The sequence below is a fragment of the Rhodothermales bacterium genome, from assembly GCA_040221055.1.
Classification (GTDB): Bacteria; Bacteroidota; Rhodothermia; order Rhodothermales; family UBA10348; genus 1-14-0-65-60-17.
The window spans coordinates 1-19,306 of the sequence record JAVJVN010000006.1; the positions used below are offsets into that span (position 1 = coordinate 1).

At 64.1% G+C, this 19,306-nt stretch carries 16 protein-coding genes; 4 read left to right on the forward strand and 12 right to left on the reverse strand.

Features of this window, described 5'->3' with window-relative positions; all coding sequences use genetic code 11:
* Positions 1 to 193: 193 nt before the first annotated feature.
* The 3 genes from RIE53_02185 (at position 194) to RIE53_02195 (ending at position 2,142) form a co-directional block, all read left to right on the forward strand.
* Positions 194 to 715: a hypothetical protein gene (locus RIE53_02185; GenBank protein MEQ9103487.1), complete on the forward strand. Its 522-nt coding sequence runs from the start codon at positions 194 to 196 to the stop codon at positions 713 to 715.
* A gap of 143 nt (positions 716 to 858) precedes the next feature.
* The gene (locus RIE53_02190; GenBank protein ID MEQ9103488.1) at positions 859 to 1,038 is read left to right on the forward strand and encodes a hypothetical protein; all 180 of its coding nucleotides are present in this window, start codon (positions 859 to 861) and stop codon (positions 1,036 to 1,038) included.
* A 648-nt stretch (positions 1,039 to 1,686) separates the two neighbouring features.
* Positions 1,687 to 2,142: a hypothetical protein gene (locus RIE53_02195; GenBank protein ID MEQ9103489.1), complete on the forward strand. Its 456-nt coding sequence runs from the start codon at positions 1,687 to 1,689 to the stop codon at positions 2,140 to 2,142.
* Between the two features lie 41 nt (positions 2,143 to 2,183).
* Here the strand turns inward: RIE53_02195 and RIE53_02200 are convergent, their stop codons facing one another.
* The 5 genes from RIE53_02200 to atpD form a co-directional block, all read right to left on the reverse strand.
* Complete coding sequence (locus tag RIE53_02200) at positions 2,184 to 4,601, reverse strand: ABC transporter permease (GenBank protein ID MEQ9103490.1); 2,418 nt, start codon at positions 4,599 to 4,601, stop codon at positions 2,184 to 2,186.
* 88 nt (positions 4,602 to 4,689) lie between these two features.
* Positions 4,690 to 5,943: an alanine racemase gene (locus RIE53_02205; protein MEQ9103491.1), complete on the reverse strand. Its 1,254-nt coding sequence runs from the start codon at positions 5,941 to 5,943 to the stop codon at positions 4,690 to 4,692.
* A 7-nt stretch (positions 5,944 to 5,950) separates the two neighbouring features.
* Positions 5,951 to 6,931: a hypothetical protein gene (locus tag RIE53_02210; GenBank protein ID MEQ9103492.1), complete on the reverse strand. Its 981-nt coding sequence runs from the start codon at positions 6,929 to 6,931 to the stop codon at positions 5,951 to 5,953.
* 107 nt (positions 6,932 to 7,038) lie between these two features.
* Entirely contained in the window at positions 7,039 to 7,461 is a 423-nt protein-coding gene (gene atpC, locus RIE53_02215; GenBank protein MEQ9103493.1) for an ATP synthase F1 subunit epsilon, read from the reverse strand.
* 33 nt (positions 7,462 to 7,494) lie between these two features.
* A complete protein-coding gene (atpD, locus tag RIE53_02220; protein ID MEQ9103494.1) occupies positions 7,495 to 8,988 on the reverse strand; it encodes a F0F1 ATP synthase subunit beta in 1,494 nt (497 codons plus the stop codon).
* Between the two features lie 185 nt (positions 8,989 to 9,173).
* Between atpD and RIE53_02225 the strand changes: the two genes are divergently transcribed.
* On the forward strand, positions 9,174 to 11,612 hold the full coding sequence (locus RIE53_02225; GenBank protein MEQ9103495.1) for a zinc-dependent metalloprotease: 2,439 nt from the start codon (positions 9,174 to 9,176) through the stop codon (positions 11,610 to 11,612).
* Between the two features lie 3 nt (positions 11,613 to 11,615).
* Here the strand turns inward: RIE53_02225 and thiL are convergent, their stop codons facing one another.
* The 7 genes from thiL to miaB are packed head-to-tail and all read right to left on the reverse strand — an operon-like array spanning position 11,616 to position 19,267.
* Positions 11,616 to 12,686 carry a thiamine-phosphate kinase gene (thiL, locus tag RIE53_02230; GenBank protein ID MEQ9103496.1) on the reverse strand — a complete coding sequence of 357 codons (1,071 nt, stop codon included), beginning with the start codon at positions 12,684 to 12,686 and terminating at the stop codon, positions 11,616 to 11,618.
* A complete protein-coding gene (locus tag RIE53_02235) occupies positions 12,683 to 13,858 on the reverse strand; it encodes an anhydro-N-acetylmuramic acid kinase (GenBank protein ID MEQ9103497.1) in 1,176 nt (391 codons plus the stop codon). Before RIE53_02235 ends, thiL begins: the two co-directional genes overlap by 4 nt.
* The gene (locus tag RIE53_02240; GenBank protein MEQ9103498.1) at positions 13,855 to 14,505 is read right to left on the reverse strand and encodes a hypothetical protein; all 651 of its coding nucleotides are present in this window, start codon (positions 14,503 to 14,505) and stop codon (positions 13,855 to 13,857) included. Before RIE53_02240 ends, RIE53_02235 begins: the two co-directional genes overlap by 4 nt.
* A complete protein-coding gene (locus tag RIE53_02245) occupies positions 14,502 to 15,956 on the reverse strand; it encodes a glycosyltransferase (GenBank protein ID MEQ9103499.1) in 1,455 nt (484 codons plus the stop codon). The genes RIE53_02240 and RIE53_02245 overlap by 4 nt, the downstream gene beginning before the upstream one ends.
* 23 nt (positions 15,957 to 15,979) lie before the next feature.
* Positions 15,980 to 16,501: an LptE family protein gene (locus tag RIE53_02250; protein ID MEQ9103500.1), complete on the reverse strand. Its 522-nt coding sequence runs from the start codon at positions 16,499 to 16,501 to the stop codon at positions 15,980 to 15,982.
* On the reverse strand, positions 16,498 to 17,844 hold the full coding sequence (locus RIE53_02255) for a sigma-54 dependent transcriptional regulator (GenBank protein MEQ9103501.1): 1,347 nt from the start codon (positions 17,842 to 17,844) through the stop codon (positions 16,498 to 16,500). The genes RIE53_02250 and RIE53_02255 overlap by 4 nt, the downstream gene beginning before the upstream one ends.
* 4 nt (positions 17,845 to 17,848) lie before the next feature.
* Positions 17,849 to 19,267: a tRNA (N6-isopentenyl adenosine(37)-C2)-methylthiotransferase MiaB gene (gene miaB, locus RIE53_02260; GenBank protein MEQ9103502.1), complete on the reverse strand. Its 1,419-nt coding sequence runs from the start codon at positions 19,265 to 19,267 to the stop codon at positions 17,849 to 17,851.
* Positions 19,268 to 19,306 lie beyond the last annotated feature (39 nt).

Here is a 19,306-nt window from a genome sequence, read left to right on the forward strand (position 1 = left end):
GGTGCTGTTCCGGATATTGGACATAACCCGTTGGGTGTTGCATGGAACTTGTTTGTTCGCACCATCAAGATACCAATTATATGCAACTTAGCCCAACGGGTTTTTTGTGTCCGTACGTCAGAATCGCACAGCTTAGGTGATAGTAATACCTACCCTGCTGCTTGCCGCATGCGGAGTCCCAGGCAAGGAGGCAGTGCTCATTGATGAAGCCACTCGTGCAGAGTTGATTCGTTTAATGCAGGTTGATCAGCAGATCAGGAACGAGATTCTCGAATCTGGCGCGTCGTTTGAGGAACGTGGGAAGGAGGTGATTGCCATTGATTCAGCCAGTACCGAGTATCTGAAAGGTGTTGTAGAACGCTATGGCTGGCCTGATAGCATGATTGCAGGGTCAGAAGCATCACATGCTGCATTTCTCTTGGTTCAGCATTCAAATGACAACGATTTTCAGAAGCATGCACTGACGCTCATGACTGAGGTGCTTGATCATGGCGGAATCGACCTGGAGGACTATGCGTTTTTGTATGACAGGGTCCAGGTGCGCGAAGGAAAACCTCAGAAGTATGGATCTCAAGCGTACTCGGACAGCCTGGGCGTCTACCATTTCTACCCTATAGCTGATTCAATCAACATCGACGCCCGGCGTGCAGAAATGGGAATGATGCCGTTTTCAGACTACATCAGGTTGATGAAGCAAGTTTATCAATTTGAGTAGATCTCGGGTTTGTCAGAATGCAGAGCAAGCGCATGTTGCTGACTCGCCTATCTGTTTTACTGATCTGAAACGGTTATTTTCTGGCAGGGGAGCGCTGGCTCGCCGCAAATCCGCCAACCGTTCGCCGTGGAAAAAATCCGCTCATGGACAAAAAACTCCTCGTCATCGCAATCGCAGTCGGCGCCATGGTGATAACGACGTTGATTCAGGTCTTCATGCAGGGTCGCGAGTGGACTCCGAAAGGAAAGTTGCTGGTATGGGTCACCTTCCTCGCAGGTCTTGCGGTCTTGATTGGGTTCTCGATCTTTTTCCTGATGCGTTAGCTGGTGACCGCCCGCTATGATTTCGAATTCCTCGTTGAGCGCTCTTGAAGGCAGACATCAGCGACATGACCGGGCTGCACCGTATTGGGCAGCGACCCTTGTTGTTTTAGGTGCTACAGGCGTTTCGACGACATTTTTATCGTTGGGAGCATTCTGGGATGGATATGTACTCGACATCACGGGTCCCGCGTGGAATTACATCCTGTTTCGACGACTCTTCCACGGGTATGCCGACGACGCATGGACTCGATTCTTCACTCCCACGCGAACGCTGCTCATTTTTCTGGTTGTTGCTTTCGGGATCGAGTTCATCCAGTATCTGGAGCTATACGATTCTACGTTTGACCCATGGGACCTTGTGGCGTACATCTTCCTCTTGCTTCCCCTCTACGTTGTTGATTCCATGGTCAGGAGGGGGTAGTCGGACGAATATGCGCATGTTGCGGACTCGCAGTTCTGGGCGTACTGACCGCTCTCGGTGCGGGGTCTTGGGTCCGATACAGTTTTGACAGGTCAGTTGAAGAGAGCTACCCGGAGCGATTCCTGGATGATGTCCAATACGACATCGCCGAGCTCGAGTTTGTGCTTGGCCAGCATGCTGTTGATGGACAACTCACGTCAACGGGTCCTGGGATCCTGGCGACACACGTGTTCGTGGCTTCCGGGGGCAGAGCTCCGGACCTTGGCAGAGGAACGTGGGACGAGGCACTTTCTTCCGGTCGTATCGCCCTGGTTCAGAACCTGGGTGTCCTGTCGGCACTGGCCAACCATGACAGAGCGATTCGTGAGTCGCAGGATGCATGGAAAAACAACCTGGAATTGCCCCTCTGGACAGCAACGATGCGTGCAATCGCAAGTGCCGTGCCAAGCCTGATGATGAGCGGCTGTTTGGAGGCCCCGGTAGCAGCCCGATGCACGGCAGAGATTCTGCCTTTTGAAGGCCGCCGAGTCATGGACATGATCTCGAATGAATCGTTTATCGGTGACTTGAATCGGGATTATGCCTTTCGCGGATTGGCCGGTGCCCTTATCATGCAGTCCGTTCTTCCCGCGGCCAGAAAGCTGGAAGCCGAACTCATGAATGAGTTGGGTTTCCAGGATTGATTCAAACTCTGTGACAAGCCCATGCCTGCCTTCCCCCCGCCCTAATCGTGCCGCAGGGCCGTGGCCGGGTTCAGGCGCGCGGCCGACCAGGTCTGGGAAAGCACCGTGACGACCGCAATCAGGAGCGCGATGACCGATGCGCCCACCAGGATGATCCAGTCCACGTCCACGCGGTAGGCGAATGAATCCAGCCACCGGTTCGATGCGAGCCACGCCAGCGGCCAGGCGAACACGTTCGCCAGCAGGACCCACTTGGCGAAATCCACCACCAGGAGCTGCATGATGGAGCCCGACGATGCGCCGAGCACCTTCCGCACGCCGATTTCCTTCGTCCGCTGCGTCGTGGCGTAGCTGGCCAGACCGAACAAACCAAGGCAGGCAATCAGAATGGCCAGCATGGAGAACACGTTCACGACCCGACCCGTCACCCGGTCGCGGGCGTAGATCTCGTCGAATTCGTCGTCCAGGAACGTGTAGGAGAACGGATAGTCCGGATACACCGATCGCCACGCCGCCTCGGCGGCACCCACGGCATCGGGCACCCGACCCGCCTGGACGCGGGCCACGACCGTGCCGCCGGGATTGGTCGCCAGCGGGAAAATGATGAGCGGCTCGATGGGCTGATGGATGCCGGAGAAGTTGAAGTCCCGGGCCACGCCAATGACCTGCGTCCCCACGGAGTCCTGTGTGCCGATGTAAATCCGGCGTCCGACGGGGTCGTCCCAGCCGAGCTGTCCGACGGCCGTCTCATTCACGATGACGACGCCCTGGTTGTCGGCCTCCCGGTTCCGGTCGAAATTCCGGCCCTGCGCCATCTCAATGCCGAGGGCCGGCAACGTCTCGGGGGCGGCGGCCATGTTGCTCCAGATCCAGATGTCCTCGTCGGGTACGCCCTCGGGCCGGACGCGCGTCCGCCCGAAACCCCGCCCCGGGACGTTGCCGGCCGTGGAAACCGATGTGAACGCCGCGTTCCGTTCGAGTTCATCCCGGAACAGGTCCTGTGTCTGGGCCATGCTGCCATCCACCATGTCCAGCAGCATGACCTGCTCCCGGTCGTAGCCCATGTCCCGCTCCTGGATGTAGCCGAGCTGTTTCTGCACCATGCCCGTCGTGCCAATGAGCGCAATGGACAGCGCGAACTGGAACACGACGAGCCCGACGCGGACGTACTGCCCGCTCCGGCTCGTCTTGAACCGCCCCTTGAGGACAGCGATGGGCTTGAACCGGGCGAGGACGAACGCCGGATACAGACCGGCCAGCACGCCGGCCACAAGCACCAGCAGCAGGGCCGACCCCACCAGCAACAGCGGATTGCCGGTGGCCAGGCGCAGGTTGGTCTCGGCAAGGGTATTCAAGGCCGGCAGGAGCGTCCAGGCCAGCACCAGGGCCAGTACGAGCGCCGTGAATGCCGTCAGCACGGATTCCACCATGAACTGGCGAACCAGCTGCCCCTCGGTCGAGCCGACCACCTTGCGCATGCCCACTTCGCGGGCCCGGTCGGTACTCCGGGCGGTCGACAGGTTCAGGTAGTTCACGACCGCAATCAGCAGGATGAGCAGTGCGATGGCCGCGAACACGATGACCGTATTCCGATCGCCCTTGTTCTGCACGGGGTCAAAAATCACGTCCGACGATCCGAGATGAACGTCGGTCAGTGGCTGCAAGGTGATGTCGAAGTTTTCGGCCACACCGTTGTCCCGGACGTGCTTCGTGAGCCGCGCATCGAACCCCTCGGCCGAGGCCCCGGGGGCGAAGCGCGCGTAGGTCGGCATGGCGACCGACCCCCATGTCTCGGTGAAAATGGGATTCGTGGAACCGGGCTGTTGGTTGGCCCGGGCCTGGGCACTGACCGTTTCCATGGAGCCGAGCGCATCGAACTCGAAATGCGTGTTCTCCGGGAGGTCGCGCAGGACGGCCGTCACGGTCAACTCCAGGCCACTGCCGGTCTGGACCGGCTGTCCGACGGCCGATTCGTTCCCGAACAGCGAGCGCGCCAGGGACTCCGTAAGCACGAGCGAATAGGGCTCCCGCAGAGCGGTTTCCGGATTGCCCTCCACGAACGCGAAGTCGAACACCTCGAATACGTTCGGATCGGCGTTTCGCAGCTGCTCGGCGTAGATGGGCATGTCGCTCCCCCGACGCAGCAACGTTTGGCCGCCGAACGTCATACGCACGGCCGCATCGATTTCCGGGAAGGCATCGGCAATCGTCCACCCCACCGCGGGCATGGTGATGCCCACCCGCTGATTGTTTGTTCCAAGCGCCTTGTCGACGGTCAGGACCCGATAGATCCGGTCCCGGTCCTGGTGCATGTCCTCGAACGAGACTTCCCGCTCAATGAACAGCACGATGAGCAGACAGGCGGCCATGCCGGCGGCGAGTCCGAAAATATTGATGAAGGCGTAGACGGGCTGGCGCCGGACGTGGCGCCAGAACAGGCGGGCTTGGTTCGAGAACATGTGCGTCTGAACGGATGATATGGTTCTGCGAGTGGGGGCCGCCGGGCTGCGTACGTATCATCCGGAAAGAAGGATGCACGGCGGCCCATCAAACCGTTCGGCTCTGTGCGTCCACGGTCCAGGTATCCACGACCTCGTCGCCGTCCACCACGTACACCTCGCGCTGCGTGTTCACGACGACACACGCGTGGTTGGGGATGATACGCACGGTGTCGCCCACGTCGAGGGTCGCCCCCCCGCGCACGCCGACCCAGCCGTGCTCTTCGGAGAGCCCCGTTATCCGGTGATGCGGCAGCGGCTCCATGGTCTGGTGGTTGTACAGGATGACCCCATATCCCTCGTGTCCGTAGGCGGAGTCGGAGGTGAAGACTTTCTTGCCGGCATCCAGGAAGAGGCGTTCGCCACCGTCCCGGTTCCGATGCTTCGAGATGACGGTGGCCTGGACGGTCAGGGCGCACTGGCGGTAGGAGGCCACGCCGAGGCCCACCTGCGTGGCATCGTGGAAGACGTAGTTTCCGGGGCGGATTTCGGTCACCCGAAATCCGCCCGTAACGGCGTTCTCGAAGTAGCGGAGGCTGGGGGTGGAGCCTATGCTTATCTCAAAGGCGGGGCGAACAGTATCTCCAGATTGCTTTCTGGCATCCTCTCGCGATGGTACAGCGAAACCGGCCTCGGTCGGCGCAACAGCCAAACCTGCCTTGGAAAGCCGGACGGCGGTCTCCAGCATGCGGTCGCGCTCGGCGTTGGAGGCCCGCCGCAGGGCCTGCTCCCGGGTTTCGCGGACGACGCCGTCGGCGTCGGGCTGCGGGCCGTAGTAGGCATCGCCCGCGTGGGTCAGGATGCCAATCAGGTCCAGGCCCGGCAGGTCCGCCATGGCGCGGGCCACCTCGGGCAAATCCGGATCGTCCCACTGCACACCGCATCGGTGGTAGCCGGCGTCGATTTCCAGGAGGACGCGGGCTCGGCGGTCGTGCGCGGCATACCAGTCCGAAACGGCGCGAGCACCTTCGGGCGTATCGACACAGAACGAAATCCGGGCTCCCGCATCTTCCAGTCGGACCAGGCGCGCCCACTTTTCGGCGCCGAGGGTGACGTAGGCCAGGCGGATATCGGTGAATCCCCGGGCCGCAAAGACTTCGGCCTCGCCCACCTTGGCCACGGTAAGACCCGTGGCGCCAGCGGTCCGCTGCAGGCCTGCCAGCGCCACCGACTTGTGTGTCTTGGTGTGCGGCCGGAGAGCCACGCCCTGCGTTTCGGCGCGTTCGGCCATGGCGTCCAGGTTGGTCTGGAGGCGCGTCCGGTCAATGAGGACGGCGGGCGTGGGGAGCTCGGAAATCAGCATGGCAATCCTATTCGTTCAACGCGTCGATGGCAGAAACCGGGATCCGGACCACGTCGGCCTGCCCGTCCTTGTGGGTGGTGAAGTGCAGGTAGGCGTCCGATGTGAACGGGTAGGGAATCCACGCCCCGTACTCGTACTCGGCGGTGTTCACGAGCGGCCCCAGATTGACCGGTTCGGACCAACCGCCCGCCGTGCGCCAGGAGACGTACAGGTCATCGCCGCCGAACGAGTCGTCGGCTGCGGTGCGGGAAAAGATGAGGAACCGCTCTGCCGGGTCCGCGAACACATCGGCTTCCGAAAACGCGGTATTGACCGGGCCCTCCAGCCGCGCGACGACGTATCCGCCGCTACCGAGCTCGGCGCGGTAGATGTCGGAACGTCCGGCACCACCCTCGCGGTCGGAGGCGAAGTAGATGACGCCGCCTTCGGTGACACTGGCGTGGAAATCATTGGCATCCGAATTCACGGCATCGAGCGGTTCGGGGGCCATCCAGTCCTCACCGTCGTGCATGGCAATCCAGATGTTGAAGTCCCGCATGCCTTCGTTCGCCTCTGCGGCTCCGTCGGCTGTGGAAGGAGCGACTTCCGCGCCGGCGTCGGCCGGATGCGGGCGGTCGGAGCTGAACAGGAAGGCGTCGAGCGCCGGATAGAAGCGGGGCGCGCGATCGTTGTAGGTGCCCGAAAACGGCATGACGGCCGGCGCGGACCACGTCCCGGTGGAATCCTGGATGGTTTCCCAGAGGGTGTGGCCGGACCAACCCTCGGCGTGGCGGCCGAAGACCATGCGGGTGCCCTCCCCGTTCATGCTCAGCCAGGCTTCCCCTTCCGGCGTGGAAATGTGGGGCACAGGCTCGGCGGTGGCGAAGGCGATGTCGTTCGCATCGGGAGCGTCGCCGCTGCAGCCCGCAAGCAGTACCAGAGACAGCAGGACGGCGGGCAAGAAGACGATGGCCAATGCGACGGCGGGAATTCGGTTGTGGAGCGGCATGAAGGTAATGCGTTCAGACGATGGACGATTGCCGGAAAAACACAGCGCACGAAAAAGGCCCGCCGACGATTGTCAGCGGGCCTTCAATATACGATGAGGGACGAGCCTCAGTTGTGCTGTCCGACGTGCCCCATGGATACGCGCAGGCGGTTGCGGGCCCGCTCCAGAGCGGCCGCGTACAGTGCGCGCTCTTCTTCGGACGTTGCCGCGTCCAGGACTTCCTGGGCGCGCTGCTCGGCCGAGCGGGCGCGTTCAACGTCGATCTTGCTGGCCATTTCAGCGGTTTCCGCCAGGATGGTCACCCGGTTGCCCGAGACCTCCAGGAAGCCGCCGCTCGTGGCGAACGGAATCCGGGTGTTCTTGGCGTCGGTCACCGTCAGCGTTCCCACGGCGATGGTCGCGACCATCGGGGCGTGATTGTACAGCACGGCGAACGATCCTTCGAGGCCCGGGGCCTGCACGGAAACGGCATCACCTTTGTAGATGGAGCCGGTCGGCGAAACGATGTCAACGTGGAGTGTGCCAGCCATGATGGGGTCCGTTTGGGTTGAAGTCCGTCAGGATCAGGCCTGCGCGAGCATTTTCTCGCCGTCGGCAATCACGTCCTCGATCACACCCTTGTAGGCGAAGGCCTGCTCCGGCAGGTGATCGAGTTCGCCGTTCAGGATCATGCGGAAGCCACGGATGGTGTCCTCCAGCTTGACGTAGACGCCAGGGTTGCCCGTGAACTGCTCGGCCACGAAGAACGGCTGCGACATGTAGCGCTGGGCACGACGGGCGCGGCCCACCACCAGCTTGTCTTCGTCCGAGAGTTCGTCCATGCCGAGGATGGCAATGATGTCCTGCAGTTCCTTGTAGCGCTGCAGCAGCTGCTTCACGTCCTGAGCCGTGTTGTAGTGCTCGTCACCGATGATGAGCGGATCGAGGATCCGGCTCGTGGAATCGAGCGGATCGATGGCCGGGTACAGACCGAGGGCCGCAATCTGGCGCGACAACACGGTCGTGGCGTCAAGGTGGGCAAAGGTCGTGGCCGGAGCCGGGTCGGTAAGGTCGTCCGCCGGGACGTACACGGCCTGGACCGACGTAATGGCGCCCTTCTTGGTCGATGCAATGCGTTCCTGCAGCTCACCCATTTCCGTGGCCAGCGTCGGCTGGTAACCCACGGCGGAGGGCATGCGGCCCAGGAGGGCCGATACTTCCGAACCGGCCTGCGTGAAGCGGAAAATGTTGTCCACGAACAGCAGCACGTCGCGGCCGCCGAGATCGCGGAAATGCTCGGCGATGGCCAGGCCGGAGAGGGCCACGCGGGCACGGGCTCCCGGAGGCTCGTTCATCTGACCGAACACCAGCGATAGCGTGGATTCCTTCATGGCTTCCAGGTCGACCTTCGACAGGTCCCAGTCGCCTTTTTCCATGCCTTCCATGAACGCATCGCCGTACTTGACCACGCCCGACTCCAGCATTTCGCGGAGCAGGTCGTTGCCTTCACGGGTCCGCTCACCCACACCGGCGAACACCGACAGACCGTCGTGCTCCTTGGCGATGTTGTTGATGAGCTCCTGGATGAGCACCGTCTTGCCCACACCGGCACCTCCGAAGAGACCGATCTTCCCACCACGGGAGTAGGGCTCGAGCAGGTCGATGACCTTGATGCCGGTCTCGAGGACTTCCACTTCCGTGGAGAGTTCGTCGAACGCAGGCGGCGCAGCGTGGATGGGGCGGCGCTCTCCGGACTTGGGCTGGGGCAGCCCGTCAATGGCGTCGCCGACCACGTTGAACAGACGGCCGCGGATGCCTTCGCCGGTGGGCATGGAAATCACCATGCCGGTGTTCCGTACCTCCGTGCCGCGGGTCAACCCGTCCGTGGAGTCCATGGCGATGGCCCGGATCCGGTTCTCACCGAGGTGCTGCTGCACTTCGAGAACGATCTTCTGGCCGTCCTTGCCGGTGATTTCGAGTGCGTCGAGGATGTCCGGTACGGAACCGGCAGGGAACTCGGCGTCGATGACGGGACCGACAATCTGAACAACTGTGCCCTTGGCCGTCTTTGCTTCCATTGGAATCTGAACTTGGGAATTGGTAAATGCTGCGCAGGCCCGCAAAAATACGGACACCTTTTCGTCCATGCGACGCGAAGAACCCCCGGATGGCCCTCGGGATCGCAAAGATACGGGGAATTTCCCCGCGTTCCTGCTATCTTCAACGTTCTGAACCCGAGTCATGCATCCAATTCCGGTACGCCATGCGTCATCTGCCTCTTCTAGCCCTGCTTCTCCTGGTCCCGACCACGCAGGCCCAGGACGTGCCCTCCATCGCCGAGAAAACCGCCGGTATGACCCACATTGACGGGTATCACGACGTCTATCTGGACAACACGACCGGCAAGATCTGGTGGGAAATCGGTTCATTCGGAGAAGAATTCCTGTACGCCACGGCCATGGCCACCGGCCTCGGCTCGAACGACATCGGCCTGGACCGCACGCAGCTGGGCGGCCAGTGGGTAGTCAAGTTCGAGCGATACGGCCCGAAGGTCATGCTCGCCGTTCCCAACCTGGACTACCGGGCCGATACGGACAACCCGCTCGAGCGCAAATCGGTGGAAGATGCGTTTGCCTCCGGCGTGCTGCACGGGTTCACGGTGGCGGCCGAATCGGACGGCCGGGTACTGGTCGATGCGACCGACTTTTTCCTGCGGGATGCGCGGAACGTCGTGCAGACCCTCCAGCGCTCGGGCGAGGGCAATTTCCGGCTGGATCCGTCGCGCAGCGCCCCCTGGCCGGACATGACCAAGGGCTTCCCGGAGAACACGGAGGTTGAAGTCATGCTCACCTTCACAGGCGACAACCCGGGCAGTGAAGTGCGATCGGTGGCCGCCGTCCCGGAAGCCTTCACCGTGCGCCAGCGCCACTCCATCATCAAGCTGCCGCCGCCCGGCTACGAGCCGCGCCTGGCCGATCCGCGTGCGGGCTATTACGGCGTAACGTATGCCGACTACACCACGCCCATCGGCGAGGACATGCGGGTCCGTTACATTTCACGGCATCGGCTGGAGAAAAAGGATCCGACGGCCGAGCGCAGCGAGGCCGTGGAGCCCATCATCTACTATCTGGATCCGGGTACGCCGGAGCCGGTCCGTTCCGCCCTGCTGGAAGGCGGTCGCTGGTGGAACGAGGCGTTCGAGGCCGCCGGCTTCATCAATGCCTTCCGCGTGGAAATGCTGCCCGCGGGCGCCGATCCGCTGGACGTGCGCTACAACGTCATCAACTGGCTGCACCGCTCGACGCGGGGCTGGAGCTACGGGTCGAGCATCACGGACCCCCGCACGGGTGAAATCCTGAAAGGGCACGTGCAGCTGGGCTCCCTGCGCGTGCGCCAGGACTACCTGATTGCCGAGGGGCTGCTGGCGCCCTATGACGCCGAGTCCATTGCCCGCCGCGAGGCATCGGGCGAAGATCCCATGCTGGAAATGGCCCTGGCGCGCATCCGTCAGCTTTCGGCCCATGAAATCGGGCACACCATCGGCATCATGCACAATTTTGCCGCATCCCCCACCGACCGCGCGAGCGTCATGGACTACCCGGCCCCGCTGCCCGTGCTGCGCCCGGACGGAACGGTCGATCTGGACCATGCCTACGACACCGGAATCGGCGAATGGGACGAATATGCGGTCCGCTACGGATACACGGAGTTCGCCCCGGGAGCTGACGAAAAAGCGGAACTCGAGGCCATCCTCAAGGAGATGCGGGACAAGGGGTTGATGTTCATTTCCGATTCCGATGCGCGCGCCCCCGGGGGTGCCCATCCACAGGCGCATCTGTGGGACAACGGGGCCAACCCCGTGACCACGCTCGATGACTTCATGGCCATCCGTCGCCAGGCCCTGGACCGTTTCGGCGTGGCGAACCTGCGTCCCGACCGCCCGCTGGCGCTGCTCGAGGAAGTCCTCGTGCCGCTGTACCTGGGGCACCGCTACCAGGTGGAAGCGGTCTCCAAGCTGGTGGGCGGCATGGACTATGCCTACGCCATGCGCGGAGACGGCCAGCCGCCGCCGACGCCCATTCCGGCCGACGTGCAGGAACGCGCGCTTGGCGCCTTGCTGGACGTGCTTTCGACCGAGAATCTGGCCCTGCCCGAGCACATCCGGACCGGCATCCCGCCCCGTCCGCCCGGTTTCGGGCGCAACCGGGAGCTGTTCCCCCGCGAAACGGGTCTCGTTTTTGACCCCTATGCGCCTCCGGCCGTCGTGGCCGACATGGTGTTCGACCTGCTGTTGCATCCGGAGCGGGCCGCTCGGTTGACGACGCAGAAGGATATCAACCCGCAGCTCCCCGACCTGCCGCAGGTCCTGACGGCGGTCACGGACCGGGTCTTCACGGGCAACGTGCCGCGGGGCGGGTACGAGGCCGAGCTCGAACGGATCGTGCAGCGGACCTGGGTGCATGCGCTGCTTTCTGCCGCCGCATCGGACCGCTATCCGGCTGCCGCTCGCTCGCGCGTGTCCTACCACCTGCGGGCCATCCATATCTGGCTCCAGGAGAACATGGACGAGCACGACGTGGAGACACGGGCGCACCGGACGGACCTGTTCGACGCCATTGACCGCTGGATTTTCCGCCCGTATCAGCCCGATGAACGACGCCCATCCGTGACTGCGCCTCCCGGCGCGCCCATCGGGGGGTGACCGTTACGCGTCTTCGTCCGCCGGACCGCCGTTGCCGCCGAAATTGTGCTGGTAGCCCTGCGGAAAGAGGGGCAGCAGGCCGGTTTCGGGACTGTAGGTGCGCAGGCCCTTCGTGGCTTCCTCGATGTTGCCGATGACGGAGACGCCGCCCATGGCATCGATGAGCGGGACGTCGTCCGGGTGGACGGTGAACAGCAGTTCGTAGTCCTCACCGCCGAACAACGCGAACGTATCGACATCTTCCATGAACTGGTCGGCCACGGCGCGGGTCTCCTCGTCAAACGGCAGGGCGGGGATGCGGATGGTGGCGCCCACCTGGCTGGCAGCGGCAATGTGATGGATTTCCGAGGCCACGCCATCGGATACATCAATCATGGACGTGGGCTTGACGCCGGCCTTGCGCAGGCCCTGCAACACATCCAGGCGGGCCTTGGGGCGGAGTTGGCGGCCGATGACGTACCGGTGGGCATCCAATTGCGGCTCGTAGGCATCGCCCAGGTCGTTCAGGGCCTGCCGCTGGTCCAGCAGGATTTTCAGCCCGGCGTAGGCCGCACCGATGTCGCCCGACACGCAGATCATGTCGCCCGGATTGGCGCCCCGCCGGAACGTGACCCGCTCCGGCGACACGTGCCCCACGACCGTGACCGACAGATACAGCGCGTGGGCCGTCGTGGTGTCGCCACCCACGATCTGCATGCCGTAGTGCTTGCAGGCATCGAGCATTCCGGTATACAGCCCGTCGACCATTTCGACCGAAAGGTTGCGGGGAATGCCCAGCGTCACGGTGGCGTAGAGGGGCTCGGCGTTCATGGCCACCACATCGCTGGCATTCACGGAAATGGCCTTCCAGCCCAGGTACGGCATGGGCGTGAACGCGCGGTCGAAGTGCACGCCTTCAATGAGCGCATCGGTCGTCATGACGTGCATGCGGTCGTCGCTCACGCGGTAGACGGCAGCGTCGTCCCCGATGCCCATGATGAGGTCTTCGGGGCCCGGAGCGGCGGCTACCTGCTCGCGGAGGCGATCGATGAGGCCGAATTCGCCGAGGTTCGAAACAGGTGTGAAGGTGCTCATGTCGTTGGGTGGGTTTGGGGATGCGATGGGCAAAGGACGCCCTGGAAGGCCACGCCGCGTGCGCCCGTGACGGACGGCATGCCGGTGGCCACGCCGTTCCAGGCTTCGTGGGCCAGTACGGCAAAACAGATGGCCTCTTTGGCGTCGACGTCGGCGCCGAGTTCGGAAAGGGGAGATACGGGGAGCGGGTGCGTGCCGGACGCGTCCAGGCCCTGCCGGAGTCCCGCCAGGAGGGTGCGGTTGTGGGCCCCGCCACCCGATACGTACAGGTGGTCCGCGCCGGGAGCGTACGTCCGGATGGCGTCGGTGATGCTCCGGACGGTCAGGGCGGTAAGGGTGGCAATCGTGTCCTCGGGCGAGAGGTTGGCGGCGCGGGCTTCGGCCAACCGTTTGTCCAGATAGGCGTCCGAGAACAACTCCCGCCCCGTGGACTTGGGCGGCGCGAGGTGGAACCAGGGATGGTCCAGCCAGGCGGCCAGGAGGGTTTCATCGGGTCGGCCGGATGCGGCCCTCGCGCCGCCCTCATCGAACGACTCGTTGAACAGCCGCTGCATGGCGCCGTCAATCAGACGGTTGGCCGGGCCGGTGTCGAACGCCCGGACGGCGCCGCGCTCCGCGTTCGGGGGAAGCAGGGTCATGTTGGCAATGCCGCCCAGGTTCAGCAGGATCCGGTATTCGGCGGGATGGGTGTACAGGCACCAGTCCACGTACGGCACGAGGGGCGCCCCCTGCCCACCCAGGGCCACGTCGCCTGTGCGAAAGTCGCCGACCACGGGTACGCTGAGGAGGTGGGCGAGCATGGACGGGTTGCCGGCCTGGAGGGTGTAGGGGGGATCGGCGTCGGGGGCATGCCACAGGGTCTGTCCATGCGAGCCCACCAGGCCGAGCCGCTCGGTTGGCAGTCCGGCTTCCCGCAGGGCGGCCCGGGTGCAGGCGGCGTAGAGGGCGGCCAGGCGGGCATCCAGCGAGCCGATCATGCTGGCGGGGGCCGGGTTTGTGCCGGGGGCTGCGCCCATGGCCGATTCCAGGTCGGCCTTCAGGTCAGACGGGAGCGGGAAAACCTGGTGGTGCAGGACCTCCAGGCGGAGCTCCCGGCCGGTGCCGGTCACGTCCACCAGGGCCACATCGACCCCGTCCAGGGACGTGCCCGTCATGATTCCCGCCGTGATCATGCCGTTCCCGTGGCCTTTTGACGCATTTCGTGGGCCTTGCGGGAAAAGTCCCCGGCCCGCTCCGGGTGTTTCAGGGCCAGCTTCTCGTACACCGCGGCCGCGTCCAGATAGTAGGCCTGGTTGGCATAGATGCGGGCGAGCGTTTCGCTGACCACTTCTTCCGGCTCGTTGGCGGCTTCGGCTTCCGCCAGTTCCTCTTCGGAGAGGGGCTGGACATCCGGATCGGGCACAATCCGGGCGGTTTCCAATTCTTCGATGAGGCGGTTCAGGTCTGCGAACCCCTGGGTGGAAGAATCACCGGGCGCACCGTCCGCTCCAGCGCCGGCGACGGAACCAGCAGCAGCACCCGCATCAGATCCGCCAACCGCGCCAGCCGCCTGGGCACCGTATTCGCGGCGCAGGACCGCCATCCGGAGGCCTTCCTGGACCACGGGGCTTCCCGGGCAGAGCCGCGCCGCGTGCTGCCAGTGGTGGCAGGCCGTTTCCAGGTCCTGTTCGCCTTCCGATGCGCGCGCCAGCAGGACGCGCGGCGCGGCGGCGAGGGGCGCCTGCCGGACCAGGTCATCGAGCATGCCGCGGGCGGCACTGAAATCTCCTTCTTCCAGGAGCAGCATGGCACGATGGATGTCTGGAGTCGCGGAAGTCATGGGCTTATGGGATGACGGCGTCGGATCGCCTGAAGCAGGTTGTACACGGTAACAAACAAAAAACCGGCGGCAAAAAGAAGCTGGAACGGCAGCCCGGCCCAGTGTCCGGCGTCCACCAGCCGGAACACCCAGTACACCGACCAGACGGCCAGGATTCCTTCCACCCAAACCAGCATCGGAATACCCATGGATGCATAGGGCAGCTGCCACCAGGCCCGGGGCGCGCGTCCACCGGCTGCGAATTTCGGGGTGCGGTGGAACGGGGTTTCCCGCCCTACCAGGACTTCGAGCGCCGCGACCGTGTTGTTCACGCACATCCCGACACTGCCCGCCATGAAGACCGGAAACAGCGCCATGCGTCGCATCCAATCGGGGTGGGCCGTCTGCTGCGACCGCACGTGCGCCAGGAGGAATCCCAGGAACCCCAGCAGCCCCACGGACATGACGGCAAAGTACAGGTCGCCCGGGCCGTCCCGCAAGAGCAGGACCGGCGCGTGCACGAGCGCCGCCAGCAACAGGAAGGGAAACACCAGGTTGGCCGTCAAATGCAGGAGGCCCTCAGCCTTCACGCGGCGCGGGAGCCGCGCCCGGAGCAGCCGGGGCAGCAACTTCACGGCCGTCTGCACCCCGCCTTTCGTCCAGCGGTGCTGTTGCATGCGGAACGCGTTCATGGATACCGGCAATTCGGCCGGGACCACGGTGTCCACGTCGTATTTCAATCGCCAACCCATCAATTGCGCGCGGTAGCTCAGGTCCAGATCCTCGGTCAGGGTGTTGGACTCCCACCCTCCGGCCGCCTCAATGGCTTCCCGCCGCCACACACCGGCCGTACCGTTGAAATTGATGAAGCACCCCAGCGCCTGCCGCATGGGCTGCTCGATGGTGAAGTGCGCATCGAGTCCGAACGCCTGGACCCGCGTGAGCAGCGATTCGTCCTCGTTCAGGTGCCCCCACCGGGCCTGCACCAGACCCACGTCCGGCGCATCGAGCTGCGGCACCAGCCGCCGCAGAAAATCGGCCCCCGGCAGGAAGTCGGCGTCCAAGATGGCAATCAGGCTGCCCGTGGCGGTGTCCAACCCGTTCTGCAGGGCGCCGGCCTTGTAGCCGTCACGCGATGAGCGTCGAACGTGTACGATGTCGACGCCGCGGGCCGTCCACTCGGCCACCCTCTCCGCCACCACCTGCACGGTTTCGTCGTCCGAATCATCGAGGACCTGGATCTGCAACCGGTCCCGGGGCCAGTCCAGGCGCGCGCACGCATCGGTTATCCGGGCGGCCACATGGCGCTCATTATAGAGCGGAATCTGGACGGTCACGCGCGGGAGCCCGGCGAGCGCATCTTCCGGAAATGCAGGATCTGCTGATTGGCCATCTGCATCGGCGTGGCCCCGCCGGATGTCCACCCATGCCAGCAACAGGAGATGCACGCCGAACACGAACAACACCAGCATGGCCAGTGCATATAGAACCGGGACTACCAATTCGACGTGGCCGCGGTAAAGATGTCGTCGGCGATTTTTTCCAGGGCGGCGCTCGCGGCCGCCTCCTCGAGCGAGGGGTCCAGGGGATCGTAGTCCTCGAACGCCGAGAACGACCGGTTCAGCAGTTCCTGCTCGCGGACGCGGTCGGTGTAGACGACCTGGACCGCGATGGACACCCGGTTGCGGCTGGCCTGCTCGTTGCCGGTGATGGATGTGGGCTGGTTGGTGTAGCGCAGAATCCGGGCGCGGAGCACGGCGTCGGCCCGATTCTCGTCCTGCTCGAGCGAGAGCCGCGTCTGCTGGACGAACCGGTCCAGGAGCAATTCTGTCATGGTATCCTCGAGCGAGGTCACCGTCGAGACGCTCTCATCGATCACGAGTGGCACGGCAATGGTCCCGAGGTGTTCGGGAATGCTGGCACCCGTGAAGGTATAGTATCCGCAGCCGCCCAGGGCGAGGACGGCGGCGACCAGCAGCACGGCGCGCGAACAGGCGGTATGCAGGCGGCGCATCATTCGTCGAGGACGTCCATGTCCTTCAGTTTCCGGTAGAGGGTGCGCTCGGAGATCCCGAGGGCCTCGGCGGTCTGCCGGCGGTTGCCTTCGAATCGTTCCAGGGCGGTGGCAATCAGGGTCCGTTCGGCTTCCTCCAGGGTCGGGAGCCGACTGGGGTCATCGTTCTCAACCGACGCCGCCCCTTCTTCGTCCAGCTCATAGGGCACGTCTTCGATATATCGATCTTCGTCGCCGCCGTGCAGCATGAGGTAGCGGGGCGCATCTTCCGGCTCGGCGGTGGCGCGGCCCGAGGGCGCGGGTCCGGCAGCGTGCCCATGCGAATGCCCGGCCGAATGCCCGTGTTCACCGCGCGCCACGCCCGCAGAACCGGACCCGGTACCGGAACCGGACGCGGCCATGAGGGCCATCTGCTCTTTCATTCCCCGCACTTCCTCGCGCAATTCAATCAGGGCCCGGTATATGATTTCGCGCTCCTTCCCGCTCTGCCCCGAATCGCTCGAAAAACTCTCCTGTCCGGCCGCGTGCCCCACCGGAACCAGGCCCACGCCGGAGCCACTCGCCGACACGCCCCGCAGATACGGCCGCACGTCCTCGGCGGTGACTTCATCGCGGCCCAGCAACACCACGGTCTGCTCGGCCACGTTGCGCAGCTCGCGGATGTTGCCCGGCCAGCGGTACTGCAGGAAAAGCGAGCGCGCATCGCTGGACAGCCGGGGCGCCGACGAATTGTATTTCTGCGCGAACCGGTGCTGGAAATGCTCGAAAATGGGCAGGATGTCCTCGCGCCGCTCCCGGAGCGGGGGCACGCGGATGATGACCGTGCTCAGCCGGTAGTACAGGTCCTCGCGGAACCGCCCGGCTTCCACTTCCCGCGCCAGGTCCTTGTTCGTGGCCGCAATCACGCGGACGTCGGATTTCAGGAGATTCGATGCGCCCACGCGGCTGAATTCGCCCGTCTCCAGCACGCGAAGCAGGCGGACCTGCGCCGTGAGGGGCATTTCGCCGATCTCATCCAGGAAAATGGTGGATGCGTTGGCCTCCTCGAAGTACCCCGTACGCCGCTCGACGGCCCCGGTGTAGGCGCCCTTCTCGGCCCCGAACAATTCGGATTCGATGAGCCCCTCCGGAATGGCCCCGCAGTTCACAATGAGCATGGTCTTGTGCCGGCGGGCACTGAGGTCATGGATGGCATGCGCCACCAGTTCCTTGCCGACCCCGCTCTCCCCCTCAATGAGCGCCGTTATGCCCGTTGCAGCAATCTGGCGTACGCGGTCAATGACGTGCCGGATGCCGGGCGACGTGCCGATGATCCCGAACCGTTCCTGGAGTGAGCTTCTGTCCATGGCGTCAGGCCGTGTGCGAGGACAGACCCAGGGCCGTGCCCAGCAGTGTCGCCGAGGTGCAATCGTCCACGCGGACGCGGACGTACTGGCCCTTCTCGTAGGACTCCCGGTCGAAGACGACCATCTTGTTGGTGTCCGTCCGGCCGGAGAGCTGCTCGTCGCTGCGGCGCGACGGGCCCTCGACGAGCACCACGTGTTCACGGCCGATTTCCGCCCGGTTGCTCTCCAGCGAGATCCCGGACTGCAATTCAATGATGTCGGTCAGGCGTCGCTTCTTGACGGCTTCCGGCACGTCGTCCGTGTATTTGCGGGCGGCGTACGTGTCCGGCCGCTCGGAATACATGAACATGTAGGCGTGTTCGTAGCGGACGGCTTCCATGAGCGACAGCGTATCCTGGTGCTCCTCCTCGGTCTCGCCGCAGAATCCGGTAATGATGTCCGTGGACAGCGAGACGCCGGGCACGATCTTCTTGGCCCGCTCGACGAGGTCCAGGTACTGGTCCCGCGTGTAGGTGCGCCGCATGCGGGCCAGCATGTCGGTGTTGCCGTGCTGGACGGGCAGATGGATGTAGTTGCACACGTTCGGCCGCTCGGCGTGTACGTGCAGCAATTCCTCGGAGCAGTCCTTGGGATGGCTCGTGGAATAGCGAATACGCAGCTCGGGCGAAATCAGGCTGATCCGGTACAGCAACTCGGCAAACGATACGCCCGGCGCGCTGTACGAATTCACGTTCTGTCCGAGCACCGTGACCTCCTTGAAGCCGGCCTCGACCAGGGCCTTGCACTCGTCCAGGATGCTCTCGGCGGATCGGCTGCGCTCGCGGCCCCGCGTGAACGGGACGACGCAGAACGAGCACATGTTGTCGCATCCCCGCATGATGGTCACGAACGAGGAAATCCCGTTCGTATCGTACCGGACGGGCAGGATGTCATCGTACGTCTCCTCCTTCGAGAGCTGCACGTTGACGGCCGCCTGGCCCGTATCCCAGGCCTGGGACAGCAGGTTCGGCAGGTCGCGGTAGGCATCCGGGCCGACCACCATGTCCACCAGCTTCTCCTGCTCCAGGAGCTTGTGGCGCAGCCGCTCGGCCATGCAGCCCAATACGCCCAGCCGGAGGTCGGGATTGCGCTTGGTCTTCTCGGAGCGGAGCTCATCCAGGCGGCGTCGCACCTTCTGCTCGGCGTTCTCGCGGATGGCGCAGGTGTTGATGAGCACCACGTCGGCCTCCGCGAGGTCGTGCGTGAGCCCGTACCCGCCCTCTTTCAGGACCGACGCAACGATTTCCGAATCCGATACGTTCATCTGGCACCCGTACGTCTCGATGTACACGTTGCGGTGCCCGGAGGCCGTGGCGGAAATCGACTTCGGGCGGTCCAGTTCGGCCGGATCGTCCAGGATGGGGATGTCGTCGGTAAGCTGCATGGTCCTCGTCGGTGAAGGACAGGTGGAATACCCGACAAA